The organism is Streptomyces sp. DSM 106670 (genome assembly GCF_055792845.1).
Window position 1 is genome coordinate 4,027,946 of sequence record NZ_CM147704.1, and the last position, 24,097, is coordinate 4,052,042.

24 protein-coding genes and 1 tRNA gene are annotated in these 24,097 nt (G+C 70.1%); 10 read left to right on the top strand and 15 right to left on the bottom strand.

Features of this window, described 5'->3' with window-relative positions; translation table 11 throughout:
• Positions 1-11: 11 nt before the first annotated feature.
• The 4 genes from ACSMXR_RS17810 to ACSMXR_RS17825 form a co-directional block, all read right to left on the bottom strand.
• Complete coding sequence (locus ACSMXR_RS17810) at positions 12-356, bottom strand: rhodanese-like domain-containing protein (protein ID WP_010071374.1); 345 nt, start codon at positions 354-356, stop codon at positions 12-14.
• A gap of 102 nt (positions 357-458) precedes the next feature.
• Positions 459-1,424 (bottom strand): J domain-containing protein, encoded by a 966-nt coding sequence (locus tag ACSMXR_RS17815; RefSeq protein WP_473172316.1) that lies wholly within the window; start codon positions 1,422-1,424, stop codon positions 459-461.
• An 81-nt stretch (positions 1,425-1,505) separates the two neighbouring features.
• Entirely contained in the window at positions 1,506-2,918 is a 1,413-nt protein-coding gene (locus ACSMXR_RS17820) for a DUF2252 domain-containing protein (RefSeq protein WP_374202265.1), read from the bottom strand.
• Between the two features lie 138 nt (positions 2,919-3,056).
• Positions 3,057-3,407, bottom strand: a complete 351-nt coding sequence (locus ACSMXR_RS17825; protein ID WP_137229338.1) for a winged helix-turn-helix transcriptional regulator — start codon at positions 3,405-3,407, stop codon at positions 3,057-3,059.
• A gap of 148 nt (positions 3,408-3,555) precedes the next feature.
• Here ACSMXR_RS17825 and ACSMXR_RS17830 point away from each other — a divergent pair, with 148 nt between their 5' ends.
• Positions 3,556-4,167, top strand: a complete 612-nt coding sequence (locus tag ACSMXR_RS17830) for an FMN-dependent NADH-azoreductase (protein WP_137229340.1) — start codon at positions 3,556-3,558, stop codon at positions 4,165-4,167.
• 153 nt (positions 4,168-4,320) lie between these two features.
• Here the strand turns inward: ACSMXR_RS17830 and ACSMXR_RS17835 are convergent, their stop codons facing one another.
• On the bottom strand, positions 4,321-5,133 hold the full coding sequence (locus ACSMXR_RS17835) for a ScbR family autoregulator-binding transcription factor (RefSeq protein ID WP_364888304.1): 813 nt from the start codon (positions 5,131-5,133) through the stop codon (positions 4,321-4,323).
• 314 nt (positions 5,134-5,447) lie between these two features.
• A tRNA-Leu gene (locus ACSMXR_RS17840) sits at positions 5,448-5,530 on the bottom strand.
• A gap of 310 nt (positions 5,531-5,840) precedes the next feature.
• Here ACSMXR_RS17840 and ACSMXR_RS17845 point away from each other — a divergent pair.
• The 6 genes from ACSMXR_RS17845 to pknB all read left to right on the top strand — a co-directional run bounded on the left by ACSMXR_RS17845 (position 5,841) and on the right by pknB (position 13,878).
• A complete protein-coding gene (locus tag ACSMXR_RS17845) occupies positions 5,841-6,695 on the top strand; it encodes an FhaA domain-containing protein (protein WP_137229344.1) in 855 nt (284 codons plus the stop codon).
• A 10-nt stretch (positions 6,696-6,705) separates the two neighbouring features.
• Positions 6,706-7,224 carry an FHA domain-containing protein FhaB/FipA gene (locus ACSMXR_RS17850; protein WP_006125955.1) on the top strand — a complete coding sequence of 173 codons (519 nt, stop codon included), beginning with the start codon at positions 6,706-6,708 and terminating at the stop codon, positions 7,222-7,224.
• A 129-nt stretch (positions 7,225-7,353) separates the two neighbouring features.
• Entirely contained in the window at positions 7,354-8,853 is a 1,500-nt protein-coding gene (locus ACSMXR_RS17855; protein WP_473172397.1) for a PP2C family protein-serine/threonine phosphatase, read from the top strand.
• Between the two features lie 22 nt (positions 8,854-8,875).
• Positions 8,876-10,276 carry an FtsW/RodA/SpoVE family cell cycle protein gene (locus tag ACSMXR_RS17860; protein WP_376185426.1) on the top strand — a complete coding sequence of 467 codons (1,401 nt, stop codon included), beginning with the start codon at positions 8,876-8,878 and terminating at the stop codon, positions 10,274-10,276.
• Positions 10,273-11,730, top strand: coding sequence for a peptidoglycan D,D-transpeptidase FtsI family protein (locus ACSMXR_RS17865; protein WP_376185425.1), 1,458 nt, complete (start codon positions 10,273-10,275; stop codon positions 11,728-11,730). Before ACSMXR_RS17860 ends, ACSMXR_RS17865 begins: the two co-directional genes overlap by 4 nt.
• Before the next feature lie 171 nt (positions 11,731-11,901).
• The gene (gene pknB, locus ACSMXR_RS17870) at positions 11,902-13,878 is read left to right on the top strand and encodes a Stk1 family PASTA domain-containing Ser/Thr kinase (RefSeq protein WP_137229350.1); all 1,977 of its coding nucleotides are present in this window, start codon (positions 11,902-11,904) and stop codon (positions 13,876-13,878) included.
• Positions 13,879-13,992: 114 nt separating this feature from the next.
• On the opposite strand, the gene ACSMXR_RS17875 is transcribed toward pknB, so the two are convergent.
• The 6 genes from ACSMXR_RS17875 to ACSMXR_RS17900 form a co-directional block, all read right to left on the bottom strand.
• Entirely contained in the window at positions 13,993-14,727 is a 735-nt protein-coding gene (locus tag ACSMXR_RS17875) for a class E sortase (RefSeq protein ID WP_137229352.1), read from the bottom strand.
• 25 nt (positions 14,728-14,752) lie between these two features.
• Entirely contained in the window at positions 14,753-16,174 is a 1,422-nt protein-coding gene (locus ACSMXR_RS17880; protein ID WP_473172317.1) for a class E sortase, read from the bottom strand.
• On the bottom strand, positions 16,171-16,809 hold the full coding sequence (locus ACSMXR_RS17885; protein ID WP_030077162.1) for an aminodeoxychorismate/anthranilate synthase component II: 639 nt from the start codon (positions 16,807-16,809) through the stop codon (positions 16,171-16,173). The genes ACSMXR_RS17880 and ACSMXR_RS17885 overlap by 4 nt, the downstream gene beginning before the upstream one ends.
• Complete coding sequence (locus ACSMXR_RS17890; RefSeq protein ID WP_030077164.1) at positions 16,806-16,994, bottom strand: hypothetical protein; 189 nt, start codon at positions 16,992-16,994, stop codon at positions 16,806-16,808. The genes ACSMXR_RS17885 and ACSMXR_RS17890 overlap by 4 nt, the downstream gene beginning before the upstream one ends.
• Positions 16,995-17,083: 89 nt before the next feature.
• Complete coding sequence (locus ACSMXR_RS17895) at positions 17,084-17,818, bottom strand: class E sortase (protein ID WP_473172318.1); 735 nt, start codon at positions 17,816-17,818, stop codon at positions 17,084-17,086.
• A 30-nt stretch (positions 17,819-17,848) separates the two neighbouring features.
• A complete protein-coding gene (locus tag ACSMXR_RS17900; protein ID WP_170994420.1) occupies positions 17,849-18,616 on the bottom strand; it encodes a DUF881 domain-containing protein in 768 nt (255 codons plus the stop codon).
• A gap of 142 nt (positions 18,617-18,758) precedes the next feature.
• Between ACSMXR_RS17900 and crgA the strand changes: the two genes are divergently transcribed.
• Positions 18,759-19,013, top strand: coding sequence for a cell division protein CrgA (crgA, locus tag ACSMXR_RS17905; protein ID WP_003967902.1), 255 nt, complete (start codon positions 18,759-18,761; stop codon positions 19,011-19,013).
• Positions 19,014-19,303: 290 nt separating this feature from the next.
• On the opposite strand, the gene ACSMXR_RS17910 is transcribed toward crgA, so the two are convergent.
• On the bottom strand, positions 19,304-20,206 hold the full coding sequence (locus ACSMXR_RS17910) for a rhomboid family intramembrane serine protease (RefSeq protein WP_137229358.1): 903 nt from the start codon (positions 20,204-20,206) through the stop codon (positions 19,304-19,306).
• Between the two features lie 155 nt (positions 20,207-20,361).
• On the bottom strand, positions 20,362-20,889 hold the full coding sequence (locus ACSMXR_RS17915) for a peptidylprolyl isomerase (RefSeq protein ID WP_030626686.1): 528 nt from the start codon (positions 20,887-20,889) through the stop codon (positions 20,362-20,364).
• A 281-nt stretch (positions 20,890-21,170) separates the two neighbouring features.
• Here ACSMXR_RS17915 and ACSMXR_RS17920 point away from each other — a divergent pair, with 281 nt between their 5' ends.
• On the top strand, positions 21,171-21,890 hold the full coding sequence (locus tag ACSMXR_RS17920; protein ID WP_137229360.1) for a DUF5324 family protein: 720 nt from the start codon (positions 21,171-21,173) through the stop codon (positions 21,888-21,890).
• Positions 21,891-22,053: 163 nt separating this feature from the next.
• Here the strand turns inward: ACSMXR_RS17920 and ACSMXR_RS17925 are convergent, their stop codons facing one another.
• Positions 22,054-22,638: a TerD family protein gene (locus ACSMXR_RS17925; RefSeq protein ID WP_030077175.1), complete on the bottom strand. Its 585-nt coding sequence runs from the start codon at positions 22,636-22,638 to the stop codon at positions 22,054-22,056.
• 235 nt (positions 22,639-22,873) lie between these two features.
• On the opposite strand from ACSMXR_RS17925, the gene hemA reads away from it, so the two are divergent.
• Entirely contained in the window at positions 22,874-24,088 is a 1,215-nt protein-coding gene (hemA, locus tag ACSMXR_RS17930; protein ID WP_218525672.1) for a 5-aminolevulinate synthase, read from the top strand.
• Positions 24,089-24,097: the final 9 nt, after the last annotated feature.

The window sequence follows — 24,097 nt, forward strand, 5'->3', positions numbered from 1 at the left end:
CCGCGCCGCCCTCAGAGGACGAAGGCGGGCGTCCCGTTGTCCGTGACCATCGGGCGCCCGGCGCCGTCCCAGGCCTGCATGCCGCCGTCGATGTTCACGGCGTCGATGCCCTGCTGGACCAGGTACTGGGTGACCTGGGCCGACCGGCCGCCGACCCGGCACATCACATGCACGCGCCGGCCGTCCTCGGCGGCCTCCGTCAGCTCACCGAACCGGCCCACGAAGTCGCTCATCGGGATGTGCAGCGCACCCTCGACGTGACCGGCCGCCCACTCGTCGTTCTCACGGACGTCCAGGACGAAGCCGTCCGACGGCACCGCCGCGGCGTCCACCGAGGGCAGCGGGGCGAAATTCATGGGTCATGCCTTCTCTCGTGCGATCTTGAGCTTGCCGTCCTGGGGCGCGGACCGGGACCTCGTACCGAGGGCCTCGTGTCCACGCGGCGGTCATCCGGAACGCTACTGCACCAGCTCCGCGAGCTCGGCCTCACGCCGGGACACCTCGCCGAGCAGCTGCTCCGCGATGTCCTCCAGCAACTGGTCCGGGTCGTCCGGCGCCATCCGCAGCATCGAGCCGATCGCGCCCTCCTCCAGCTCCTTGGCGAGCACCGTCAGCAGCTCCTTGCGCCGGCTGAGCCACTCCAGCCGGGCGTAGAGCTCCTCGCTCTCGCTCAGCGGCGTCAGGGGCTGCACCGGGCCGGCCTCCCACTCCGCCACGAGCTCCTTGAGCAGCTCGACGTCGCCCCGCCCGTAGGCGGCGTTCACCCGGGCGATGAACTCGTCGCGGCGCTGCCGCTCCGGCTCGTCCTGGGCGAGGTCCGGGTGCGCCTTGCGGGCCAGCTCCCGGTAGAGCCTGCGGGCCTCCTCGCTCGGCCTGACCCGCTTCGGCGGCCGGACCGGCTGTTCGGTGAGCATGGCCGCGGCCTCGGGGGACAGCCCGTCGGTGTCCATCCAGTCGTGGAACAGCTCGTCGACCCCGGGCATCGGCATGACGACGGCCCGCGCCTCGCGCGCTTTGCGCTCGTCCTCCGGATCCCCGGTCCTGGCCGCCCGCGCCTCGGCGATCAGCGCGTCCAGCTCGTCGAGGCGGGTGTACATCGGGCCGAGCTTCTGGTGGTGCAGCCGGGAGAAGTTCTCGACCTCCACCCGGAAGGTCTCCACCGCGATCTCGAACTCGATCAGCGCCTGCTCGGCGACCTGCACCGCCCTGGCCAGCCGCGCCTCGGGCCGCGGCGCGGCGTCCTCGGCGCCGGCCCGCTCCCCCGCGGCGGCGTCCGCGGCCCCGGGGTCACCCGGCGCCCCCGGGACGTCCTGCGCCTCCGGGGCGGGCCCGGGCTCGTCCGTCCGGCCGCTGTCCTGCCGGTCGTTGTCCTGCCGGTCTTCATCGTTCCGGGTGGTCGGCACCCCGGCGGCTTCGTCGCTCACCCGTCCAGCGTATGGCCACGGCCGGGCGGCCCGGCACACATGGTGGGCCCCGGCCCCTGGGCCCACCGCCTCACGGTCCCGTCACACACCGAACTCGGCGGCCAGCCTGCCCGCCTTGATCGCCCGCACCAGTTCGGCGTGATCCGCCTCCGTACGGTCGGCGTACGTCACCGCGAACGCGGCCACCGCATCGTCGAGTTCGTCGTTCTTGCCGCAGTAGCCCGCCAGCAGCCGGGGATCGGCGCTGTGCGCGTGCGCCCGGGCGAGCAGCGCACCGGTCATCCGCCCGTAGTCGTCCACCTGGTCGGCGGCGAGCGCGGCGGGGTCCACGCTGCCCTTGCGGTTACGGAACTGCCGGACCTGGAACTGCCTGCCGTCGACGTCCGCCCAGCCGAGCAGGATGTCGCTGACGACCTGCATCCGCTTCTGTCCGAGCACCACCCGGCGGCCCTCGTGCGCCACCTCCGGCACATCGAAACCGACCGCGGGCAGATAGGGCGCGAGCACCGAGGGACGCGCCTCCTTCACCTGGAGGACCAGCGGCTCGCCCCGGTGGTCGAGCAGCAGCACCACGTACGACCGGGTGCCCACGCTGCCGGTGCCGACCACCCGGAACGCCACGTCGTGGATCGCGTACCGGGCCAGCAGCGGCACCCGGTCCTCGGAGACGGTGGAGAGATATCCGGCGAGCCCGGCGGCCACCGCCGCGGCCTCGGCGTCCGGCACCCGGCGCAGCACGGGCCGGGCGTCGACGAAGCGCCGGCCGCCGTCCGGACACTCCTCGGTGGAACGGGCGGCGAAGCGGGCGCTGGTGTTGTTACGGGCCTTCTCCGAGACCCGTTCCAGGGTGCCGACCAGGTCACGCGCGTCCGTGTGCGAGACGAGTTCCTCGTCCGCGATGGCGTTCCAGGCGTCCAGGGCGGGCAGCCGGGCCAGCAGCCGCATCGTGCGCCGGTAGGCGCCGACGGCGTCGTACGCGCCCCGGCGGCAGGTGTCCTCGTCGGCGCCGGCGGCCCGGCCGGCCAGCACCAGGGAGGTGGCGAGCCGCTTGAGGTCCCATTCCCAGGGCCCGAAGACGGTCTCGTCGAAGTCGTTGAGATCGATGACCAGGCTGCCCCGGGCATCGCCGTAGAGGCCGAAGTTGGCCGCGTGCGCGTCGCCGCAGAGCTGGGCGCCGACACCGGTGACCGGGCTGCCCATCAGGTCGTGGGCCATCAGTCCGGCCGCACCCCGCAGGAAGGCGAACGGCGTCGCCGCCATCCGGCCCACCCGTATCGGCGTCAGCCCGGGCACCCGGCCCCGGTTCGACTCCTCGACCGCCCGCACCGCGTCCGGCCGGCCCTGCGGCAGGACCAGCGAGGCGTGCGAGGACCTCGGCACCCGGTCGCGGAGCGCCTTGCCCGCCGCCTTCGGTGAACTCGTGGCCCCGCGCCGGGCGAACCCGGGCACGACCGGAATGCGCGGACCCGGCTCCTCGGCACGCTGTTCAGGCATCGTCGTCCCGGTTACGCCCATGGAGCGTCGCCTCCCCCACCCTCGTACACACTCGTCGGCTGCCCGGCTGTCCGCACGGCCAGCGGCCCTGCCCAGCAGCGGCCGAGCACGACGGTACCGCCGATTCGGCAGCCGGTATCAGCAGCCGGTACCGGGGTCCGGCGCCAGATAGGTGTCCGCCCACTGCCCGAGCTCCTTGAGCGCGGGCTCCATCGCGGCGCCGGCCTCGGTGAGCCGGTACGCGACGCGCAGCGGCGGACCTTCGTCGACCTCGCGGATCACCAGCCCGGCCGCGCCGAGTTCGGTCAGCCGGTCCGAGAGCATGCGCTCGCTGATTCCGGGAATCGCCCGGCGCAGCTCGGCGAAGTGGACCGGTCGCTGCAGCAGCACCGAGACGATCGGGCCGGTCCAGCGCTTGCCGAACAACTCGAAGACGCGACTGATCCCCACATCGACCCGCCGACAGGCCTGTTCGTTGTGATCCGCCATACGCCCAGAGTACTGCGCCGCCGTGGGTGGCTTACTAAAAATAAGTAGCTATGCTATTAGTAGTTACGTACGGAATGGATCCGCTCGGACGCCCGCGAGGTCACGTCGACCCGCCCGCGCCCTCCTTCCCCTCTCTGTGGAGATCACCATGGCCACGCTTCTGCACCTCGACTCCGCCGTCTTCCCCCAGGGCTCCGCCTCCCGCGACATCACGGCGGCGTTCGTCGACGCCTGGCGCGAGCAGCACCCGGACGGCACCGTCGTCCATCGCGACCTCGCCTCCGATCCGCTGCCCCACCTGGACGCCGGCGCCACGGCCGCGGGCGCCGACGACCCGCTGCGCCGGGAGCTCGCCGACGAGCTGGCCGCGGCGGACGCCGTCCTGATCGGCGCACCGATGTACAACTTCACGATCCCGTCCACCCTCAAGGCCTGGCTCGACCAGGTGATCATCGTCGGGCACAACGCGGGACCGGACTCCCCCGTCGCCGGGACCCCGGTGACCGTCGTCGCCAGCCGGGGCGGTTCGTATGCTCCGGGCACCCCGCGCGAGAGCTTTGAATTTGTCCAGAATTACCTGGAGAAGGTGTTCGCGGGCATGTTCTCCATCGAGGTGGACTTCATCGTTCCGGAGCTGACCCTCGCCCACTCGCAGCCGTCGATGGCCGAACTGGTCCCGCTCGCCGAGGCCTCCCGCGCCAAGGCGCTCGACGACGCCCGGGAGAAGGCGAAGGCCCTCGCCACCCGCCTCGCCGCCTGAGCGGAACAGCAGAACGGCAGCACGGCAGACCCCGAAAACGCAGACAGGGCCGCGGAGCTTCTACGAGCTCCGCGGCCCTGCCGCATGATGAATCGGGCGTTTCACGTGAAACATCGCAACCCCGAGCATGATTCAGGCTCTCCCGAGCGCGGTTCAGGCAGCCCCTCCGGCCGCCACCCTCGCACCCGCGCCCGCCGACTCCTCGTCGGCCTCGTCGGCCCCCTGCCCGGCCCTCGTACCGCGACCGGCTCCACCGCCGCCCCGCGGACCGGCCTCGCCCGGCAGGGAGCCCGCGTCCTTGGCCTCCGCGGCGATCCTGGCCTCCTGCTCCTCGCGCTCGGCCTTCTCGCGCGCCTGGGCCGCCAGATCCACCCGGCCCTCCGGCTTGATGTGGGCGATGACACCGGGGTGCGCGATCGACGGCAGGATGTGGCGCCACATCTGCGCCACCTGCTCGCGCAGATCGGCGCGACCGGTGTCGGCCTCCGAGACCAGCTGGATACCGGTGAACGAGGCGACGATGATTTTGGCCGACACCATCGGGTCGATCTGCGGGAACACCTCGCCGCGTTCCTGGCCCAGCTCCAGCATCCGGGCCGTCGCGTCGATCCAGTCGCCCCACGGGTGCGGCCCGCCGAGGAAGACACCCTCGATGGAGAGCCTCGTACCGGCCCGGGCCATCGCGTTGTGGCGCAGGGCGAAGGCGAACTGCTGGCCGCCGTCCACCAGGGACTGGAGCGGCGATCCCTCCTGCTCGAACTCGACCGTGGAGGTCTGCTCGTCCATGATCGCCTGCGCGATGGCCTCCTTGGAGGCGAAGTGGAAGTACAGGGCCCCCTTGGTGACCTTGGCGCGGCGGAGAATCTCCGAGATGGCGGCACGCTCGTAGCCGTAGTCGTCGAAGACACTCGCCGCGGCGTCCACGATCGACCGCCACGTCTGGACCGCGCGAGCCTGCTTCGCCATTTCCTGCCTCCGGGACGTTCTGTGCGCTCAGCCCTTCACCGCCGAGCCGCCGTCGATCCAACCTCTGCGGCCAGCGTAAGCACGTGCGCCGTTGCATCGGCCATCGGTCTGTCCGGAAACCGCGCCCGCACCCCGGTGGATCACCGCCTGCGGACGACCGCCGCCGCCGCTTCCCACCCGCCTGTTTCCTACCCGCTTGTCCGTACCCCGGCCGTCCGGTGAAAACACGGAACAACGAAGAACCCCCGCTCCGGATCTCTCCGAAGCGGGGGTTCTCTCGAATCAACTTCAGCAGCTGCGGGCAACTGCCGTTGTGCGCGAGGGGGGATTTGAACCCCCACGTCCCTAAGGACACTGGCACCTGAAGCCAGCGCGTCTGCCGTTCCGCCACTCGCGCAAGTGGTGTTTCAGACCCTCACCTTGTGGGGCGAGCGCCTGGCGACAAACGGAAGATTAGCACGCTGGACAGGGTGGATTCACATCCGTTGTTTCGCCGGCTCGGGGAAGGGAAGCGGGAACCCCGAACCATCGCCCCCACTCCTCCAGAGTGCGTCCCGGGTGCGGGACACTGTGAGGAAGCCACCTCTACGATCCGTGTGAGGGGTGACACTCATCCACAGGCCAGACAAGGGGAACCAGCCGATTTCCCGACGCGTGGATACGATCAGTAAGCAGTACAGGGACGATGACAACGGAGGAGGTGCCCCATGGGGGTCATGAAGCGTTTCGAGCAGCGCCTCGAGGGGCTGGTCAACGGCACCTTCGCCAAGGTCTTCAAGTCCGAGGTGCAGCCCGTCGAGATCGCCGGCGCCCTCCAGCGCGAGTGCGACAACAACGCGACGATCTGGAACCGCGAGCGGACCGTCGTCCCGAACGACTTCATCGTCGAGCTCAGCACACCCGACTACGAGCGGCTCAGCCCGTACTCCGGTCAGCTGGGCGACGAGCTCTCCGGCCTGGTGCGCGACTACGCCAAGCAGCAGCGCTACACCTTCATGGGACCGATCAAGGTCCACCTGGAGAAGGCCGACGACCTCGACACCGGGCTCTACCGGGTCCGCAGCCGCACTCTGGCGTCGAGTTCGTCACAGCACGACCCGTCGGGTCCGCCCCAGCCCGCGCCCGGACGGCCCGCCGCCCCGCAGGCTCCCGGCGGCTACGGCTACCCCCCGAGCGCCGCCCCGCCGATGCCCGCGGCCCCGCCGCCCGGCGCCGGACGGCCCTCGGCCCCCACGAACGACCGGCGCCCGCCGGCCACGCCCGGCCCCGTGCCGGACGCCCGGACGCGGCGCTGGATCGAGATCAACGGCACCCGCCATCAGATTTCCCGCCCGACGTTGGTGATGGGACGATCCACCGACGCCGACGTGCGGATCGACGACCCCGGCGTATCGCGCCGGCACTGTGAGATCCGGACCGGAACGCCCTCGACGATCCAGGATCTCGGGTCTACCAACGGCATCGTGGTAGACGGGCAGCACACCACCCGCGCTACGCTCCGCGACGGCTCGCGGATCGTCGTGGGCAGCACCACCATCGTTTACCGGCAAGCCGAAGGGTGAAGCGGGGGCAATGTCAGAGCTGACCCTGACGGTCATGCGGCTAGGTTTCCTGGCTGTTCTGTGGCTGTTCGTCATCGTGGCCGTACAGGTCATCCGCAGCGACCTGTTCGGAACGCGCGTCACGCAGCGCGGCTCACGCCGCACTGCCGCCGACACGCGCCCCCAGCAGGGCCGCCAACAACAACAAGCGGCGCCGCCCCAGCAGCGCCAGCAGTCCGGCCGGCAGCGCCGCGGGGCGCCCACGAAGCTGGTCGTGTCCGAGGGCACGCTCACGGGCACCACGGTCGCGCTCCAGGGCCAGACCATCACCCTGGGCCGGGCCCACGATTCAACGATCGTGCTGGACGACGACTACGCGTCCAGCAGGCATGCCAGGATCTACCCGGACCGTGACGGCCAGTGGATCGTCGAGGATCTCGGGTCCACCAACGGCACGTATCTGGAACGGACCCGGCTCACCACCCCGACACCAGTTCCGCTGGGCGCGCCGATCCGTATCGGCAAGACCGTCATCGAGCTGCGGAAGTAGTACGACAATGAGCGAGCGGAGCGAGCGAGCCGCGGCGGTCCCGATGACGGACGCTGCCCGGTTCCCGACCGGAGGGTGGGCAGTGTGGCTCGAGACAGGCTGTACCCCGAGCCGACGGGCGAGGTGCGCATGAGTCTGTCGCTGCGCTTCGCCGCCGGGTCGCACAAGGGCATGATCCGGGAGGGCAACGAGGACTCCGGCTATGCCGGACCCCGGCTGCTCGCCATCGCCGACGGCATGGGCGGTCAGGCGGCCGGTGAGGTCGCCAGCTCCGAGGTGATCTCCACGCTCGTCCCGCTCGACGACGACGTACCGGGATCCGATCTCCTGACCTCGCTCGGCACCGCCGTGCAGCAGGCGAACGACCAGCTGCGCGTCATGGTCGAGGAGGACCCCCAGCTGGAGGGCATGGGCACCACGCTCACCGCCCTGCTCTGGACCGGCCAGCGCCTCGGCCTGGTGCACGTCGGCGACTCCCGCGCGTATCTGCTGCGCGACGGCGTCCTGACGCAGATCACCCAGGACCACACCTGGGTGCAGCGCCTCGTCGACGAGGGCCGGATCACCGAGGAAGAGGCCACCACCCACCCGCAGCGCTCCCTGCTGATGCGCGCGCTGGGCAGCGGCGACCATGTCGAGCCGGACCTCTCCATCCGCGAGGTCCGCGCCGGCGACCGCTATCTGATCTGCTCCGACGGCCTCTCCGGCGTGGTCTCGCACCAGACGATGGAGGAGACCCTCGCCAGCTACCAGGGCCCGCAGGAGACCATCCAGGAGCTGATCCAGCTCGCTCTGCGCGGCGGCGGCCCCGACAACATCACCTGCATCGTGGCCGACGTCCTGGACGTCGACAGCAACGACACCCTGGCCGGTCAGCTCAACGACACCCCGGTCGTCGTCGGCGCGGTCGCGGAGAACCAGGCCCAGCTGGGCGACGGCGGGGCCATGCAGACGCCCGCCGGCCGCGCGGCCGGCCTCGGCCGCCCCGTTCCCCCGCCCGCCGGCGGCTTCGGCCCGCCCGGCAGCGGCGACGTCGGCTACGGCGGCATGCCGGACGGCTCCTACGACGCCTATACGGACGACGACTTCGTCAAACCGCGCGGCGGTCGTAAATGGCTGAAGCGTTCCGTCTACATCGTGCTGGCGCTGGCCGTGATCGGCGGCGGTCTGTACGGCGGCTACCGCTGGACGCAGACGCAGTACTACGTCGGCGCGAAGGACGAGAACGTCGCGCTGTTCCGGGGCATCAGCCAGGACCTCGCCTGGGTCTCGCTCTCGAAGGTCGAGAAGAACCACCCCGAGATCGAGCTCAAGTACCTGCCGCCGTACCAGCGCAAGCAGGTCGAGTCGACCATCGCCGAGGGCAACATCACCGACGCCCGCAAGAAGATCGCCGAGCTCGCCGCCCAGGCCTCCGCCTGCAAGAAGGACGCGCAGCGCCGCGCGGCCGACGCCGAGAACCGGGCCCGCACGGGCGAGGGCGAGGCCGGCGGCACCGCCGGGGCCCCCGCCACCAGGACTTCCGCCACGTCCTCCGCCAAGGGGACCAAGTCGACCACCGCTCCCACTCCCGGCCCCAGCCTCTCGGAGGAAGAGAAGAAGCTGGTCCCGCAGTGCGGTAAGCAGTAAGCCGTAGGGGGCCTTCAGCACCATGAGCGTTGTCACCAACACGACCACCATCGGCGCGATCGACGCGCCGAGCCGCCGCAACACCGAGCTGGCGCTCGTCGTCTTCGCCGTCGCCATCTCGGTGTTCGCCTACGCCAACGTGGGCCTCGCGCTCAACGGCGAGCTGCCCGCGGGCATGCTCGGCTACGGGGCGGGGCTCGCGCTGCTCGGCGGGGTCGCCCACCTTGTGGTGCGCAGGTTCGCCAAGTACGCCGATCCGCTGCTCCTGCCCCTTGCCACCCTGCTCAACGGTCTGGGCCTGGCGCTGATCTGGCGTCTTGACCAGTCGGAACGACTGGCGCGGCTCCCCAGCTTCGCGCCCGCCGCCTCGAAGCAGCTGATCTTCTCGGCGATGGGCGTCGCCCTGTTCATCGGGGTGCTGCTCCTGCTGAAGGACCACCGCATCCTCCAGCGCTACACCTACATCTCCATGGTGGTGGCGCTGATTCTGCTGATCCTGCCGATGTTCTTCCCCGCGCAGTTCGGTGCGAAGATCTGGATCACCATCCCCGGTATCGGCTCGATCCAGCCCGGCGAGTTCGCGAAGATCGTCATCGCGGTCTTCTTCTCCGGCTACCTGATGGTGAAGCGCGACGCCCTCGCTCTGGCCAGCCGACGCTTCATGGGCATGTACCTGCCCCGCGGCCGGGACCTCGGCCCGATCCTGGTCATCTGGGCGATGTCGATCCTGATCCTCGTCTTCGAGACCGACCTCGGCACCTCACTCCTCTTCTTCGGCATGTTCGTCGTCATGCTCTACGTGGCGACCGAGCGCACCAGTTGGATCGTCTTCGGCCTGGCCATGTCTGCCGTGGGCGCGGTCGGCGTGGCCTCGTTCGAGCCGCATGTGCAGGACCGTGTGACCGCCTGGCTCGATCCCTTCGCGGGCTGGGGCACTCACGCCGCCAGTGAGCAGATGGCCCAGGTACTGATGTCCTTCGGCTCCGGCGGCACGCTCGGGACCGGCCTCGGCCAGGGCAACTCCGACCTCATCCTCTTCGCGGCCAACACCGACTTCATCCTCGCCACCGTGGGCGAGGAGCTGGGGCTCGCCGGAGTGATGGCGTTCCTCCTGCTGTACGGGCTGATCGTCGAGCGCGGTGTGCGCACCGCCCTGGCCGCCCGCGACCCGTTCGGCAAGCTGCTGGCCATCGGGCTCTCCGGCGCCTTCGCCATCCAGGTGTTCGTGGTCGCCGGCGGTGTCATGGGCCTCATCCCGCTCACCGGTATGACGATGCCGTTCCTGGCTGCCGGTGGTTCGTCCGTCATCGCCAACTGGGCGCTGATCGGCATCCTGATCCGCATCAGCGACACCGCACGCCGTCCTGCCCCGGCGCCCGCCCCGTCGACCGACGCCGAGATGACGCAGGTGGTCCGCCCGTGAACAAGCCCCTGCGCCGCGTCGCGATCTTCTGCGGCATTCTCATGCTCGCCCTGCTCGTCCGGGACAACTGGATCCAGTACGTCCGCGCCGACGAGCTGACCAACCGCGACGAGAACCGCCGTATCCGCATCGAGCGGTACGCCCACGAGCGCGGCGACATCATCGTGGACGGCAAGGCGGTCACCGGGTCCGTCGAGACCGACGGCAGCGACTTCAAGTACAAGCGCGTCTGGAAGGACGGGCCCCTCTGGGCCCCCGTGACCGGCTACTCCTCGCAGGCCTTCGACTCCTCGCAGCTGGAGAACCTCGAGGACGGCATCCTCACCGGCAACGACGACCAGCTGTTCTTCAACCGCACGCTCTCCATGTTCACCGGGGACAAGAAGCAGGGCGGCAACGTCGTCACCACCCTGAGCAGCGACGCCCAGAAGGCCGCCTTCAAGGGGCTCGGCGACAAGAAGGGCGCGGTCGTCGCCCTCGATCCGAAGAGCGGCGCCATCCTGGCGCTGGCGAGCACCCCCTCGTACGACCCCTCGGTCTTCGCGGGCAACTCCGACAAGGACTCCAAGGCGCGGCAGAAGCTCCTGAAGGACAAGGACAAGCCGATGCTCAACCGGGCATTGCGCGAGACCTACCCGCCGGGCTCCACGTTCAAGGTCGTCACCGCCGCGGCCGCCCTGGAGAACGGGCTCTACGACGACATCGACGCCAAGACCGAGTCCCCGCTGCCCTGGACGCTTCCGCAGTCCACCACGCCGCTCAGCAACGAGGGCAACATCCCCTGCGAGGACGCCTCGCTGCGGGAGGCGCTGCGCTGGTCGTGCAACACCGTCTTCGGCAAGATGAGCGACGACCTCGGCAACAAGAAGATGATCGAGCAGACGGACAAGTTCGGCTTCAACAAGGAAGTCTTCACGCCCGTCCGCGCCGACGCGAGCATCTACCCCGAGGACAACAGGCCGCAGAACGCGATGGCCGGCATCGGTCAGGCGTCCAACCGGACCACCCCGCTCCAGATGGCCATGGTGGCCTCCGCCATCGCCAACGACGGCAAGCTGATGGAGCCGTACATGGTCGCCCAGCGCCAGGCTCCCGACCTCGACCCCGTCTACACGCACGAGCCCAAGGAGCTCAGCCGCGCGCTCTCCGGCGAGAACGCCCAGAAGGTCCAGCAGATGATGGAGACCGTCGTCAAGGACGGCACGGGAACCAACGCGCAGATCCCCGGCGTCACAGTGGGCGGCAAGACCGGTACCGCACAGCACGGTCTGAACAACAGCGAGAAGCCGTACGCCTGGTTCATCTCGTACGCGAAGACCGACAACGGCTCACCGGTCGCCGTCGCCGTCGTGGTCGAGGACGGCAACGCCAACCGGGACGACATCTCCGGTGGCGGGCTGGCCGCCCCCATCGCGCGCGACGTGATGAAGGCAGTCATCGACGCCAAGAAGTGAGACCTGTCACGGCGGTCGCCCGTCATACCGGACATCGGATACCGGTCGGATATCGGCTGACGGGTGCGGGCTGATCACGTCACCCGTGCCCGGTAGCGTATGCGCGAACAGCGCACCGCCGCGGACCACACACGGGTGCGGTCGGGACTGACGGAGAGGGCTGGAACAGTTATGGAAGAGCCGCGTCGCCTCGGCGGCCGGTACGAGCTGGGCTCGGTGCTCGGCCGTGGTGGCATGGCCGAGGTATACCTCGCGCACGACACCCGGCTCGGCCGCACCGTAGCTGTGAAGACGCTCCGGGCCGATCTGGCCCGTGACCCGTCGTTCCAGGCCCGGTTCCGCCGTGAGGCCCAGTCGGCCGCCTCGCTCAACCACCCCGCGATCGTCGCCGTGTACGACACCGGCGAGGACTACGTCGACGGGGTCTCCATCCCGTACATCGTGATGGAGTACGTCGACGGGTCGACGCTGCGGGAACTGCTGCACTCCGGTCGCAGGCTGCTCCCCGAGCGCACGCTGGAGATGACGGTCGGCATCCTCCAGGCCCTGGAGTACTCGCACCGCGCCCAGATCGTCCACCGCGACATCAAACCGGCGAACGTCATGCTGACGCGCACCGGCCAGGTCAAGGTCATGGACTTCGGCATCGCCCGTGCCATGGGCGACTCCGGCATGACGATGACGCAGACCGCCGCGGTCATCGGCACCGCCCAGTACCTCTCCCCGGAGCAGGCCAAGGGCGAGCAGGTCGACGCGCGCTCCGACCTGTACTCCACCGGCTGCCTGCTGTACGAGCTGCTCGCCGTGCGGCCCCCGTTCGTCGGGGACTCGCCCGTCGCGGTGGCCTACCAGCACGTCCGGGAGGAGCCGCAGCCGCCGAGCAACTTCGACCCCGAGATCACGCCCGAGATGGACGCGATCGTGTTGAAGGCGCTCACCAAGGACCCGGACTACCGCTACCAGTCCGCCGACGAGATGCGGGCCGACATCGAGGCCTGCCTCGACGGCCAGCCGGTCGCGGCCACGGCGGCGATGGGCGCAGCGGGGTACGGGGGCTACGACGGCTACAACAGCGACCAGCCCACCGCCGCCCTGCGCCCGACCGATCCGAACAACGCCCAGACCTCGATGCTGCCCCCGGTCAACCCGGAGGACGGCGGCTACGGCTACGACGACCGCCAGGGCCGCCGGCGCCAGCAGAAGAAGAGCAACACCTCGACGATCCTGCTGGTCGTCGCGGGCATCCTGGTGCTCATCGGCGCGATCCTGATCGGCCGGGTGATCTTCACCCCGAGCGGCGACGACGGCAAGATCAAGGCCCCGAACCTGGTCGGCTCCACGCTCGACGGCGCGGAGAGACTCGCGGGCAATGCCGGCGTCACCGTGAAGGTCGGGTCCGAGGAACCGTGCGAGGCCCAGGAGAAGGGCGAGATCTGCTCGCAGGATCCGACGGCCGACGCGATGATGGACAAGGACGGCACCGTCACGGTCGTCGTCTCCACCGGAGCGCCGAAGACCGAGGTTCCCAACGTCCTGGAGAAGTCCGAGGACGGCGCCCGCCAGGTCCTGGAGGACAAGGGCTTCACGGTCAACGTCACCACGGAGGAGTCCGAGGCGACCGAGGGCACCGTGATCAAGCAGGACCCCAAGGGCGGCGCGAAGGCCGACGAGGGGGCCGAGATCACCATCACCGTGGCCAAGCAGGCGACCGACCCGATGCCCGACGTGCGCACCCGTCAGTACGACGCCGCCGTGGCCCAGCTCAACCAGCTCGGGTTCACCAACGTCTCGCGGACGGACGTGGACTCGGACAAGCCGGCCGGAGAGGTGGTCGAGCAGACCCCCGCGGGCCCGAGCAAGCAGGCCAAGGACGTGCAGATCGTCCTGAAGGTCTCCAAGGGCCCGGCGCAGCCGGAGCAGGTACAGATCCCCGGTGACATCGCGGGCAAGTCGTACCAGGACGCGAAGGGCCAGCTCGAAGGGCTCGGCTTCGTGGTGCAGCTCGCCCCGGGCTCGGTCGACAAGCCGGACGCCAAGGTGATCACCAGCAACCCGGGGCCGAACACCCAGGCGGACAAGGGCAGCACGGTCATGCTCGTGACCATCGAGAACGGCGGGGGCGGCCTCTTCGGAGGCCCGGGCGGCTGAGCGCCCGCGCACCCCGCGGCGTACGACGAAGGGCCCCGGTCACCATCATGGTGACCGGGGCCCTTCCCGTGTGCCCATGTGCCCGAGCGTCCGCGGGCGCTCGGCGCAGTTCGATCAGCGCAGTTCGACCGGCTGGGTACGGTCCTTGTCGACCTTCTCCGTACGCTCCAGCTCGCCCCACACGATGTACCGGTACTTCGAGGTGTAGACCGGGGTGCAGGTCGTCAGCGTGATGTAGCGGCCGGGCTTCTTGACGCCCGACTCCTCCGGGACCGGCTGGATCACGTCGACGTTGAACTTCGAGGTCTCGGGGAGCGTCTTGTAGACCTTGTAGACGTACCAGGTGTCCTTGGTCTCGAAGACGACCGGATCGCCGTTCTTCAGCTTGTGGATGTTGTGGAACTTCGCGCCGTGGCCGTCGCGGTGCGCGGCCAGCGTGAAGTTGCCCTCGTCGTCCCAGGGGAGGCCCGACTCGACGGGGTCGGTGTAGTAGCCCGCGATGCCGTTGTTGAGGGTCTTGGGGTCGGTGCCCTTCTTGACCAGCACCTCGCCGTTCTTCATGGCGGGTACGTGCAGGAAGCCGATGCCGTCCTTGGTGTCCAGGGCGCCCGGCCCGTCCGCCCACTTGCTGCGGACCGTGTCGCCCTGCTTGTCGGCCTCGCGGTCGGCGAGCACGTTGGTCCACCACAGGGAGTAGGCGACGAACAGCGCGAGCACCAGGCCCGCGGTGATCAGCAGTTCGCCGAAGACGCTGACGGCCGTCGCGACGGGGTGACGGCCGCGTCGGCGTGCCTTCGGCGGGGACGCGGACGTGTCGGTCCGCTCGTCGTGCTCGGTCCTCGCTGCCACCGCACCGTCCCTGTCGTGAGGATGTTCAGCCGAGGAGCGCGTCGGGCTTCCCCTCGCTGCGCGGCCGTTCGTCGACCATCTTGCCCCAGACGATCAGCCGGTAGGTACTCGTGAATTCCGGGGTGCAGGTGGTCAGCGTGAGGTATTTGCCCGGCCCCTCGAACCCCGAACCGACCGGGACCGGCTCGATCACGGAGATGTTGGAGGGCGAGGTCTGCGGAAGGATGCTGGCCATCTCGTACGTGTAGTACGCGTCCTGCGTCTCGACCACGATCGGGTCGCCGGGGGTGAGCTTGTTGATGTAGCGGAACGGCTCGCCGTGGGTGTTGCGGTGACCGGCCACCGCGAAGTTGCCCTGTTTGTCGGAGGGCATCGCCGTCTTGAGCTTGCCCTCGCCGTAGTGGCCGATCATTCCCCGGTCGAGGACCTTCTCCTTGTCGATGCCCTCGGCGATCGGGGCCACGACGTCCAGCTTGGGGATGTGCATGATCGCGAAGCCCTGGCCGGGCGCGAACACCCCGGGCTTCCGGTCGCCGTTGGCCCATTCGTCCTGGATCCGGTTGGTCTCCTTGCCGGCGATCTGCTCGGCCCGGATGTTGGTCCACCAGAGCTGGTAGGTGACGAACAGCAGCATCAGGACGCCCAGCGAGATGAACACCTCGCCGACCACCCGGCTGGCGACGACCGCCGGGCTGTCCTTCGCCGCCTTGGCCGCGCGCCTGGCCTCCATCCGGGACATCGGGGCGGCGGCCGGGGCGGTCCGCTCCACGGCCGGTCCCGGGCGTCTTCGTCCGCGCCCCTTGGCCGCCCGCCGTCGCTCGGCCCGTCCGCCGGAGGGCGGCGGCACGGCGGCCGGGGCAGGGGCGGATGGCAGGTCCGGGTCTTCCGCGCCGGACTCGTGCTCCCGGGCAGGCTCGTAGGCGGCGTCGGGCTCGTATGCCACGTCGGGCTCGTATGCCACGTCGGGCTCGAACGGGGCCGCGGGCTCGGCCGGGACGCGGGGGATGACTTCGGTACGCGGTTCGGCGGAGAAGCCCGGGGCCGGAGCCCGTTCCTCGGCCGGGGCCGCCGGGGGTACCGGCGCCGCCGCTGCCTCAGCTATTCGTACAGACGGCTCCTGGGGGCCGTACCAGTCGCGTTGGTACCCGGCGGGGTCGTACCACTCGTTCGGCGCTCCCTGGGGCTGCTGAGGCCCTTGGTGGGGTGCGTGGCCGGAAGCGGGGCCCGGGTCCAGGACCGGGGCAGGGCCCGGATCGGCCGGAGCCGGTCCGGCCGCCGGGATGTTGTCCGCCCGGAACCACGGTGAGCCGTGCCCGCCGGGCAGCGGATCGTTGAGCGGATCCGCGAGGCCGTCCACCGCCGCCACGAACGCGCCGTCGGCCCCGTACGCCCCCTGCGGGTGAGGGCCCTCCGGTCCGGCGTCGGGCCCGGGGCGGCCCGCGGTCACGCGGCGGCCTTGCCCACCACCGGCGCGAGCCCCGCCGACCGCGCGACGGCCCCCTGGTCCCCGCACTGCTCCAGCCAGTTGGCGAGCATCAGATGGCCGTACTCGGTGAGCACCGACTCGGGGTGGAACTGCACGCCCTCCACCGCCCGGTCACGGTGGCGCAGCCCCATGATGATGCCGTCCGCCGTGCGGGCGGTGACCTCCAGCTCCGGGGGCAGCGCGCCGGGTTCGGCGGCGAGCGAGTGGTAGCGCGTCGCGGTGAAGGGCGACGGCAGTCCGGCGAAGACGCCCTTGCCCTCGTGGGTCACGGGGGAGGTCTTGCCGTGCAGCAGTTCGGGGGCCCGGTCGACGACGCCGCCGTACGCGACCGCCATCGACTGCATGCCCAGGCAGACGCCGAAGACCGGGACGCCGGTGTCCGCGCAGTGGCGCACCATCTCGACGCAGACGCCGGCCTGCTCGGGCGTGCCGGGGCCGGGCGAGAGCAGGACGCCGTCGAAGCCGTCCTGGGCGTGCGCGGTGGTCACCTCGTCGTTGCGCAGCACCTCGCACTCGGCGCCGAGTTGGTAGAGGTACTGGACGAGGTTGAAGACAAAGCTGTCGTAGTTGTCCACGACGAGAATGCGTGCGCTCATCGGTCGGCTCCTGCTCCACCGGCGCTCGCGCCGTCGACGGTCACATCACCGAACGGAAGCAGCGGCTCCGCCCACGGGAACACGTACTGGAACAGCGCGTAGACGACCGCCAGAACCAGCACGAGCGCGATGATGCTCCGCACCCATGCGTTGCCCGGCAGATGCCGCCAGATCCAGCCGTACATGCTGACCCCTCCATTCGGTACCCGCACCAGACTAGAGGGCCGCGGCCGGGGAGTGGGTCAGCTGGGGAAAAGCTCCGGCCGGGCAGGACTCATCCGGAAAGCTCCGGCGGTCTGCCGTCGCTCACCGGCCGCGTCGCGTCCAGATGCGCCCAGGCGATCAGCCGGTGGCTGCTGCCCCATTCCGGCTCGCACGTGGTGAGCGTCAGATAGCGCCCGGCGCCCTCGAAGCCGGAGCCACGGGGCACCGGGTCGACGACGGCGGTGTCGGTGGGCACGGTCCGGTACGGCTTCTTCGCGACGCGGTACGTGAACCAGGTCGTGCCGTCGTTGACGATCACCACGTCCCCGGGACGCAGTTCCGGGAAGTCCTTGAACGGGTCGCCGTACGTCCGCCGGTGGCCGGCCACCGCGAAGTTGCCCGTGTCACCGGGGCGGGCCGTTCCGCGGTAGTGCCCGAGCCCCTTCTGCAAGGTCGTGGCCTCGGTGTTCTCCAGGACCGGCCACTCCCAGCCGGAGCCGAGGCGGGGGATGTGCAGCGTCGCGAAGGGCTTTCCGTCGCGGTACGGGGCCGGGGCCGCCGGAGCGGAGGGCTCGGCGGACGGATCGGTGGAGGGCTCGTCGGACGGCTCGGTGGTGGCGGGCGGTGGGGCCGGTGTCACCGGCTGCCGGGCCCACTGGCTCCGGAGCGAGTCGATCTCGCCCTCGGCCGCGTCGGCCGCCTTCACCCCCGTCCACAGCAGGAGATAGGCGACGAAGAGCACGATCAGGGCGCCGACGGTGATGCAGAGTTCGCTGAAGGTTCTGACGACGAGTCGCACCGACACCGGACGGCCTCCCCGGGGCTCAGCTCGGGCTCACTCCACAGGCTGTGCGTAGTGGAGATCCACTGTGCCCGAGTACCCGGGAAGAGTCACCGCCTCGTTCTCGTCGACTTTCCAGCCCAGCCCGTACGCCTTCACGTACAGCAGGTAGTTCTGGATCGCGGTGGAGTCGTTGAGGGCCCGCTTGAGCCTGCCCGGGTCGCCGACCGCGGTGACCTTGTACGGCGGGGAGTAGACGCGGCCCTGGAGGATCAGGGTGTTGCCCACGCAGCGGACCGCGCTGGTGGAGATCAGCCGCTGGTCCATCACCTGGATTCCGCGGGCCCCGCCCTGCCAGAGCGCGTTCACCACGGCCTGCAGATCCTGCTGGTGGATGACCAGGTCGTTGGGCTGGGGCTCGGGGTAGCCGGGGTTGGCGGTGGCGTCCGGGGGCGCGTCGTTGAGGGTCACGCTGACCGCGTCGCCGCTGATCTTCGTGGTGCCGGCCGCCTTCTCCAGGGCCTTCAGCCGGGCGTCCTCGGCCTTGGTGGAGCCGTCGTCGCGCTGGGCGAGCGCGTCGATGTCCGCACGCACGGCGGCGGCGGAGTCGTTCAGCTCGCCGTTCTTCTCGCTGCGCTCCCTGATCAGGTCGGAGAGCTTGAGCAGCGAGGAGTCGCTGCGCAGATTGGTGCCCTTGGCGGTGTTGGCGCTGGTGACGAAGATGAGTCCGGCCAGGGCGAAAACCGCAGCGGTGAGCCCCCGGACCGCCCACACGGAGGTGCGCCGGGCCGGGCCTTCGGGGGAGTCGGCAGAATTGCTCAACGTACCCTTATCTCATCAGGCGCCAGGGAAGCACTACGCTAACGGACGCTCGGGGGGAGCAGCATTCCCCCTGACACCCCGCCCCCGGCGCCCGCCACAGATCCCTGCGCGGTCACGCAGCGCATCGACAGGAGAGTCCCTCGTGCCGAAGTCACGTATCCGCAAGAAGGCCGACTTCACGCCGCCCCCGGCGAAGCAGGCAACGGCTATCAAGCTGACCAACCGCAGCTGGGTCGCTCCGGTGATGCTGGCCCTGTTCCTCATCGGGCTGGCCTGGATCGTGGTGTTCTACGTGACCGAAGGCGATCTGCCGGTCGACGCCCTGGGCAACTGGAACATCGTGGTCGGCTTCGGCTTCATCGCCGGCGGCTTCGCCGTGTCGACGCAGTGGAAGTGACGGACCGCTTCCCCGCCTCCGCGCAAGCCTTGCCCTGAGTTACCCACAGAGTTATCCACAGCTGGGGGAAAAGGTCAGACGATCTGTGGATAACCTCCACTCAAGTTGACGCCGGTGTGACTGCAGCCTCCCTCATCGAGGGGGGCTGCACCCCGTTGTCCGGGCGGAAAGACCCAGCTCAGCGACTACGGGAACGCATGTTCCTCTTGCCATGCACAAGATTCTGCGCACACTGTGGACAACTTCGGTCCGCCTGGGGGTGGAGGGCCCCGTTCCGCACAGGATCCGGGTCAGGTGAGCGTCATCGTCCGGGCGACGATCATCCCGACCGTCGCCAGCAGGACGAGCGCGCACGTCCCCGCCTGCACCGCCGTACGCCGCTCACGCGGGGCGTGGACCATGCCGACGGCGATGGCGACACCCGCGATCAGTCCGCCGACGTGCGCCTCCCAGGCGATACCGCCCCAGGTGAAGGTGAAGACCATGTTGATCGCCAGCAGCACCAGCACCGGACGCATGTCGTAGTTCATCCGGCGCATCAGGACGGCGGTGGCGCCGAAGAGGCCGTAGACCGCGCCGGACGCACCCAGCGAAGGCTGGTTGGGCGCGGCGATCAGATAGGTGAGGGCGCTGCCCGCGAGGCCGGACAGCAGATAGAGGGCGAGATAGCGGGAGCGGCCGAGCGCGGCCTCCAGCTGTCCGCCGAGCCACCACAGCCCCAGCATGTTGAACCCGATGTGCACCACTTCCTGGTGCAGGAACATCGAGGTCACCAGGCGGTACCACTGGCCCTCGGCGACGCCTTCGATGGATCCCGGCGGCGGGCTCGGGTCCCAGGCCCGCCCGAGCAGCGTCAGATCGTTCACCAGCTCGGGACGGATGCTGACCAGGAGGAAGACCGCGAGATTGATGCCGAGCAGGATCTTGGTGACCAGGCGCGGATCGGCGGCCACCGACCCGCCCGCCAGGGTGCGCGGCCGGGAGGCCGCCGGGTGGTGCCCGGTGCCCGAACCCTGGCGTACGCAGTCGGGGCACTGGAAGCCGACCGAGGCGCTGACCATGCACTCGGGGCAGATCGGCCGCTCGCAGCGCGTGCAGCTGATGCCGGTCCCGCGGTCGGGATGGCGGTAGCAGGTCGGCGTCGGCACACCGCTTCCCGCGGCGGCCCGGTCCCCCGGCGGCTGCTGCTCCATCGGTCCTGGCCTGCCTCTCGGTCCTCGTCACTCGGGCGGCGCGGACAGAGCCGCCCCGCTGGTCCGCTCGGTAACAAGTACGGACGGGCGGGGCGGTTGGTTCCCGCGCCCGACGCCCCGGGGGTCTCCCGCGAGGCCGGGCGGGCGGCGGTCGGTCAGCGGGTCTCGACGACCACGGACTCGATCACCACGTCCTGCAGCGGACGGTCGGTGCGCGGATTGGTCGGGGTGGCCGCGATGGCGTCGACGACCTTGCGGCCGGCCTCGCCCGCCACCTCGCCGAAGATGGTGTGCTTGCCGGTCAGCCAGGCGGTGGGGGACACGGTCAGGAAGAACTGCGAGCCGTTCGTCCCCGGGCCCGCGTTCGCCATGGCCAGCAGATACGGCTGGGTGAAGCCCAGCTCCGGGTGGAACTCGTCGGCGAACTTGTAGCCGGGACCGCCGGTGCCGTTGCCCAGCGGATCGCCGCCCTGGATCATGAAACCGCTGATGACGCGGTGGAAGACGGTGCCGTCGTACAGCCGGTCCGTGGTCTTCTCGCCGGTCTCCGGGTTGACCCACTCGCGCTGTCCGGTGGCCAGCTCGACGAAGTTCCTGACCGTCTTGGGGGCGTGGTTCGGCAGGAGCCGGATCTCGATGTCGCCCTGACTGGTCTTCAAGGTGGCGTAAAGCTGCTCGGCCACGATCTGCCTTCCTTCGTCCTTCGCCCGCCGTCGAATCCTTCGCCGACGTCCGCCGATCCTCCCACGGACCGGGAAATGTACGGCCGGATGCCGGGCGAAACGGCGCGTTCACCGCCGAACCGTGGCATTGTCGTCGGCACACTTCGCATGAACCGTTTTGACCGCAAATGACGATCATGACCCGGATGCCCGCCCCGCATGCCGGGCATGGCCACAACAGGCATGATTTCGAACTGGGCGGACAGGCGGAGTACCTACCCGCCACCAAGGAGGAGGATCTCGTGACCCGCATCGACAGCGTGCGCGCCGCAACCGACTCGGCGAAGGACAGCGCGCAGCACGCCGCGGAAGTGGTGGCGCCCTACGCCGACACGGCCAAGGAGCAGGCGGCCCACTACGCGCACGAGGCGCGCGTACGGCTCGCACCGAAGGTGACGAAGGCGGCCCAGCAGGCCCGTGTCCAGTACGCGTCCCATCTCGCACCGCGCCTCGAACAGGCCCGTTCGCATGTGCCGCCCCGGGTCGACGAGGCCGCGCACCGCGCCGCGGTCTCCACCCGTAAGGCCGCACGGAGCGCCGCCGACTACACCGCGCCCCGCGTCGAGCACGCCCGGGCGGTGGCCCTGCCCGTCGCCGAGCAGGCGTCGGCCCGCAGCGCGGCGGCCCTGGCGGCGCTGCGTACCCAGGTGACCGCCAAGGAGATCCAGAAGCTGGCCAGGAAGCACCAGCGGCGGGCCAAGGCCGGCCGGGCCGCGAAGGGCTTCCTGGTGCTGGGCGTGCTGGCGGGCGGCGCCTATGCCGCCTGGCGCTGGTGGGACAAGCAGGCCAACCCGGACTGGCTGGTCGAGCCGCCCGTCGCCACCGAGGTGGGCGACGAGCGTTCGCCGCTGAGCTCGGTCGACGGCAGCAGCCGGGCCGACCTCGACCCGGAGGTCAAGGCCAAGCAGGACGAGGCCGAGTCGGGCGGGGGGAACACCCCGGGCCTCGACGACCGGCCCTGATCCCGGCTCCCGGTACCCGGTACCCCGGAAAGAACGAACGCGGCTGCGGTGACCACTCCGGTGGTCACCGCAGCCGCGTGTGCGTCAGCCGTGTGTCCGGCCGGCCGGCCGGCTCCGCCACGACGGCGGCGCCAGGGCTTCGGCCCCCGGCGACGACCGGTGACTATCGGCTCACGGCGAAGCGCATCAGGGCCTGCTCGTCGCCCTGCTTGATCTTCCCGGTCTCGTTGATCACCTGGAGCTTCCAGCCCGCGCCCTCGCGGATCGCCTTGGCGACGGCGACGCCGTTGTCCTGGGTGAGCATGCTCGGCCAGATGTCGGCGACCTGCTGCGTGCTGCCGCCCGTCGCGTCGTACACCTTGAAGCTGATGTTGCGCGCGTTCTTGAACGCGCTGCGCTTCTTGTACGCGGCGGCGATGAAGACGATCGACGTGATGTTCGAAGGAATCTTGGCGAACTCGACGGTCACCGTCTCGTCGTCGCCGTCCCCGTGACCCGTCTGGTTGTCGCCGCTGTGCACCAGTGAGCCGTTGCCCAGCGGGTCCAGGGAGTCCAGCCCGGCCAGCCGCACCGGGTCCCCGCCCTGCAGCGCGATCGCGATCAGGTCGAGGTCCGTGCCGGCCTTCTGCTTGATCTTCCCCATCAGACCGCCGCTGCTGCCGACGGTCGGGTCCCAGGACGCCCCGATGGACAGGTGCGTCACCCCGCCCAGGTCCGCCGGGCCGTCTTCCTTCGTCAACGTGATCATGCCTGAGTCCTTCGGTGGCTCGACTGTTTACGTATGAGTGTGCCTGGTGCCCCCGGTACGCGATGCCCGGAGGCGGTCTGTCTGGAAACGACTCCTGGCGCCGAGACGTTCCATGGCCCTCCGCGACCGGGGTACCGGCGGGGGAAGCAGACGGGACCGAGCGGGGAAGCGGCCCCTGCACGCTGTTTTTCAACGCCCCGGAGGACAGACCCGGGAGGAACAGCGAAGGGAAACCATGGCCGCGTCATCGCTCGTCGCCCGCTCCCCATCCGCTTTCAGCGGGCTCGGTGCCGAGCTCGAAAAGCTCCGGAGCACCGGGCTCTACCGGGAGTTCACCCCCTGCTCCTACATCGCCCACGACCGCGGGCACGCCATGCACGACGGCCGCCGTATCCAGGTCTGGTGCACCAACGACTACCTGGGGATGAGCCAGCACCCCGAGGTGATGGAGGCACAGATCACCTCCACCGTCCAGCACGGCGTCGGCAACGGCGGCTCCCGCAACATCGCCGGGACCAGCGAGACGCACGCCCGGCTGGAGCGGGAGCTGGCCGAGTGGCACGGCAAGGAACGCGCGCTGGTCTTCAACAGCGGGTACGTCGCCAACTTCGAGACGCTGAGCGTTCTGCTGAAGGCGCTGCCGGACACCGTGGTCCTCTCCGACGAGCTGAACCACCGGTCGCTGATCGAGGGCATCCGCGCGACCAAGAACACCCGGCACGTGTTCGCCCACAGCGACCTGGCCGCCCTGGAGGAGCTGCTCGCCGGCTACCCCCTGGAACGGCCCAAGCTGATCGTCTTCGAGTCCGTGTACTCGATGGACGGGGACATCGCGCCCATCAGCGAGATCTGCGACCTCGCGGAGCGCTACAACGCCCTCACCTATCTGGACGAGACCCACGCCATCGGGGTCAACGGACCGACCGGGGCGGGCATCTGCGAGGAGATCGGCGACCACCGCGCGACCTTCGTGCAGGGGGTGTTCGGCAAGGCCGTGGGCACCACCGGAGGCTATGTGGCCGGGCCGGACGACGCCCTGGACTACGTACGCTCGCACGCCCCCGGATTCATCTTCACCACCACCATCCCGCGGTCCAGCCTGGACGCCACCGTGCGCAGCCTGGACATCATCGGCGGTGACACCGGCCGGCTGCTGCGGAAGACGCTGCGGGAGAACGCCGACCGCATGCGCGCCGAACTGGCCCGGCGGGACATCGACTTCATCGCGGCCCCGACCCATCTCGTGCCCATCATCGTGCCGGGCGGCGACCGGGTGAAACAGGTCTCGCGACGACTTCTCGACGAGTTCGACATCTACGTCCAGCCCGTCAACTACCCCTCCGTGCCCAAGGGAAGCGAACGCTTCCGGGTCACGGTCCAGCCCTTCAGGACCCCCGAGCAGATCGAGGGCTTCGCCGAGGCGATGCACACCTGCCTCACCACCACGTGAAACCGCTGT